The sequence below is a fragment of the Marinimicrobium sp. UBA4209 genome, assembly GCF_002381585.1.
Lineage (GTDB): Bacteria > Pseudomonadota > Gammaproteobacteria > Pseudomonadales > Cellvibrionaceae > Marinimicrobium > Marinimicrobium koreense.
In genome coordinates this window covers 1-3,489 of the sequence record NZ_DFTP01000021.1, presented here as the reverse complement: position 1 = coordinate 3,489, position 3,489 = coordinate 1, and the positions used below count along the sequence as shown (strand labels likewise).

The following is a 3,489-nucleotide window of genomic DNA, read 5'->3' as shown; positions in this document are numbered from 1 at the left end:
CTACCATCTGGATGCGACCCGATACGCCGCCTTTTTGCGATCCAAGAGTGAAAGCGAGGGTGTTACGCGCATCGAGGGCAAAATCCAACAGGTGCAGCTGAATCCCGATTCAGGCCATATCGAGTCACTGGAAATGGCATCCGGGGATGTGGTGGAGGGGGATCTGTTCATCGACTGTACCGGATTTCGTGGATTGCTCATTGAGCAAGCTCTGCATACCGGCTATGAGGACTGGAGTCATTGGTTGCCCTGTGACAGCGCCTTGGCGGTACAGACAGAATCCGTCGGCCCACCACCACCCTACACTCTGTCCAGTGCTCACGACAGTGGTTGGCGGTGGCGTATTCCACTCCAGCATCGAGTGGGAAATGGCCTGGTGTACTGCAGCCGGTATTTAAGCGATGAAGCCGCGCGGGATCGGCTCTTATCCAGTATCGAGGGGAAACCCCTGACTGACCCGCGTCTGATCCGGTTTCGCACGGGACGGCGGCGTCAGACCTGGAACAAAAATTGTGTGGCCGTGGGCTTGTCCAGTGGTTTCGTTGAGCCGTTGGAGTCGACGTCAATCCACCTGATCATGATCAGCATGACGCGGTTGATACAGCTCTTTCCCTTTGACGGTGTAACGCCTTCATTGGTGAGCCATTACAATCGGATTGCAGAAGAGGAGCTGGAAAAGATTCGAGACTTTATCATTCTGCATTATCACGCTACAGAACGGTCTGACAGCCCATTTTGGCGTCACTGCGGTAGCATGAGCATTCCGGAGTCATTACGGGAGCGCATCGCTCTATTTCGGGAGCAGGGGCATGCCTACCAGTCTCCAAACGAACTGTTCCGCCTTGATTCATGGGTGCAGGTCATGTTGGGGCAACGAATCAATCCAGAACGCTACCACCCGGTTGTCCGTGCTATGGGTGATGAGCGACTGAAGAAAACGTTGGATGATTTCAGGCGGCAGGTGAGTTTGGGGGTAGAGAAGCTCCCCCCGCACGGAGCATTCGTTGAGGAGTATTGTCGTGAGCGTTGATCGTGTATGGGCCCCATCGCCTGATCGGTCGATTCGGATCGAACATGTCGGGGAAGAGCGCACACCGATAATGATCATTGACCAATTGGTGGAGCAGCCAGAGCGGCTGCGTGCAGAAGCGAGTCATTTGAACTTTACGACCCTGTCGCGCTTCTTCCCCGGCATTCGAGCGCCTGTCTCTCTTTCTTACCAGCGCTTTGTGCTGGAGAGTCTTCAAGGGGCCATAGCGGATGCCTTTGGCTTGTCTGGCCGGACGCTCAAATTTACCATGTGCCAGTATTCATTGGTCACGACACCGCCGGAGCGACTGTCGCTGTTGCAGCGTATTCCCCATTTCGATTCTTTGGAACCAGAAGGCCTGGCAGCCATCCACTACCTGTTTCGATCCGGGTACGGTGGCACGGCGTTCTATCGACATCGCAAAACCGGCTTTGAGCGGCTCACGGAAGAGAGGAAAGTGGCCTACTTGCGGTCATTGGAGTCGGAGAATGATGGACCCAATATGCCCGGCCGTGCCTACATCAATGGATCTACGCCGTTATTCGAAGAAATCGATCGCATTGAAGGTGTTTTCAATCGGATGGTGGTCTATCCCCGCAATATCCTTCATTCGGGCTGCATCGAAGCCGACTTTCATCCGGATTCTGACCCGCTCACCGGCCGCTTATCAATTAACAGCTTTATTGATGTAGCCGGTTAGTATCAGAGCGCTTCCACTTTCTCTTTACTGCACCGAGTGCACCTCAGCTGGGTCACCAACTTCCCCTGCTTGACATCAAACTTACGCTCGGTAACCACCTTCCACTTATGAAAGCCACTGCGGCACAAGGTCTTACCCTTGTGCTTTTCTTTGGCGCTGGGCCGTTTGAAGGCAATGACGTTGTCGCTCACAATTCGGTCTCCTGGTCGGTCCCGGAATTGTGAGCGAAGGCTATTCCTCGGTCAACAGAAACCGGGCCACGGCCGTGCTGCCGGGGGCGTAGACCTCGCTCAGGTCGCCGTGAAAGCCCGATTCCACGCCGCGCATGTCTGGCAGGTTGTGGGCGATGCCCTTGTGGCAGTCAATGCAGGTTTTCTCGCCGCTGGCCAGCAGGGTAGAGTGCATTTCCCGGGCCCGGGGCGACTGCTGGGTAAAGTCCATATACTCGAAGTTGTGGCAGTTGCGACACTCCAGTGAGTCGTTGGCTTTCAGCCGGCGCCACTCGCGCTCGGCGAGCATGCGGCGCTTGTCCAGAAACTTTTCCCGGGTATCGATGGTGCCAAAGATCCAGCCCCACACCTCCTTGGAGGCCTCCATTTTGCGGGCGATTTTGTAGGTCCAGTCGTGGGGAACGTGGCAGTCTGAACAGGTGGCGCGCACACCGGAGCGGTTGGTGTAGTGAATGGTCGGGATCAACTCCTCGTAGGGGTTGGCCTTCATTTCATGGCAACTGATGCAGAATTCTTCGGTGTTGGTGAATTCTAATGCCGTGTTGAAGCCGCCCCAGAATATGATGCCGGCAATGAACCCGCCGAGAGTCAGAACCCCCAGGCTGATGTGCGTCGCGGGTCGATTGAACGTTTTCCAATACGCCTTCAGTGTTTTCCACATAACCGTCCCCCGCTATTCGCCGCGCTTGATGATATCTTCCAGCACCTGATCAATCCCTTTGAAGGTGCTGACCTTCACCGGATCGACGTCGTGTTGGGGCACATGGCACTGCACGCAGAAATAGCGGCGCGGTGAAACCGAGGCCAGTGTTTGGCCGTCCCGGTCGACAAAGTGGGTGATGCTGACCATGGGGGCGCCGCTGACTTCGGTGGCGCTGCGGCTATGGCAGGTCAGGCACTGGTTGAAGTTGGTGTCCACCTGGTAACCGCGGATAGTGTGCGGAATCATCGGCGGCTGCTCGGGGTAATTGCGTGTGGGCCGGCGCATGCTCGAGCGCACATTGGCCAGCGGAGGCGCCTCGGCGGTCTGGCTGAGCGTGCCGCCTTGGCGCACACCATCCGGTGCCGAGACCTCCTGCGGTGGTTCACCTGAGGCGATCAGCGGCATCACCAGGCCTGCCATCAGAATGCTGCGTCTAATCAGTTTGATCATGATGGGCTCTCCGTTACGCAAGGCTGATCAGTTCGAGGCGGACGGCACACTTTTTGAAGTCCGTCTGCAGGGAAATCGGATCGGTGGCATCGAGCGTGAGCTTGTTCACCAACCGGTTGGCGTCAAAGAACGGAATGTACACCAACCCCTCCGGCGGCTTGACCCGGCCCCGGGTTTCTACCCGTGCCCGGATATTGCCGCGCCGACTGATCACCCGCACTTCACTCCCGCGGCGGAAGCCCTGCTTGCGCGCGTCCTCATAGTTCATGTACACCAGTGCGTGGGGCACGGCCAGGTTCAGCTCCTCGACCCGCTGGGTCATGGAGCCGGTGTGCCAGTGCTCCAGTACCCGTCCGGTGCTGAGCCAGAAGGGGTA

General features: G+C 57.2%; 6 protein-coding genes. 2 read left to right on the top strand and 4 right to left on the bottom strand.

Going from position 1 to position 3,489, the window contains the following annotated elements; all coding sequences use genetic code 11:
• Both B3187_RS03565 and B3187_RS03560 read left to right on the top strand, forming a co-directional pair.
• On the top strand, positions 1-1,030 hold a 1,030-nt coding region (locus B3187_RS03565), incomplete at its 5' end, for a tryptophan halogenase family protein (RefSeq protein WP_286804604.1).
• Positions 1,020-1,730: a DUF6445 family protein gene (locus B3187_RS03560; protein WP_286804603.1), complete on the top strand. Its 711-nt coding sequence runs from the start codon at positions 1,020-1,022 to the stop codon at positions 1,728-1,730. The genes B3187_RS03565 and B3187_RS03560, both read left to right, overlap by 11 nt.
• A 2-nt stretch (positions 1,731-1,732) precedes the next feature.
• Here B3187_RS03560 and B3187_RS03555 read toward each other — a convergent pair whose 3' ends face one another.
• From B3187_RS03555 to B3187_RS03540, 4 genes are all read right to left on the bottom strand, one after another.
• On the bottom strand, positions 1,733-1,921 hold the full coding sequence (locus B3187_RS03555; RefSeq protein WP_286804602.1) for a hypothetical protein: 189 nt from the start codon (positions 1,919-1,921) through the stop codon (positions 1,733-1,735).
• 40 nt (positions 1,922-1,961) lie between these two features.
• Positions 1,962-2,621, bottom strand: coding sequence for a cytochrome c3 family protein (locus B3187_RS03550; RefSeq protein WP_265366319.1), 660 nt, complete (start codon positions 2,619-2,621; stop codon positions 1,962-1,964).
• A gap of 12 nt (positions 2,622-2,633) precedes the next feature.
• Complete coding sequence (locus B3187_RS03545; RefSeq protein ID WP_286804601.1) at positions 2,634-3,113, bottom strand: nitrate reductase cytochrome c-type subunit; 480 nt, start codon at positions 3,111-3,113, stop codon at positions 2,634-2,636.
• Between the two features lie 13 nt (positions 3,114-3,126).
• A partial coding sequence (locus B3187_RS03540) for a molybdopterin dinucleotide binding domain-containing protein (RefSeq protein WP_286804600.1) occupies positions 3,127-3,489 on the bottom strand: 363 nt, incomplete at its 5' end.

Excerpts from the sequence above, each read along its gene's own strand:
- B3187_RS03545 (WP_286804601.1), bottom strand. The coding sequence starts at position 3,113 with ATGATCAAACTGATTAGACGCAGCATTCTGATGGCAGGCCTGGTGATG.
- B3187_RS03550 (WP_265366319.1), bottom strand. The coding sequence starts at position 2,621 with ATGTGGAAAACACTGAAGGCGTATTGGAAAACGTTCAATCGACCCGCG.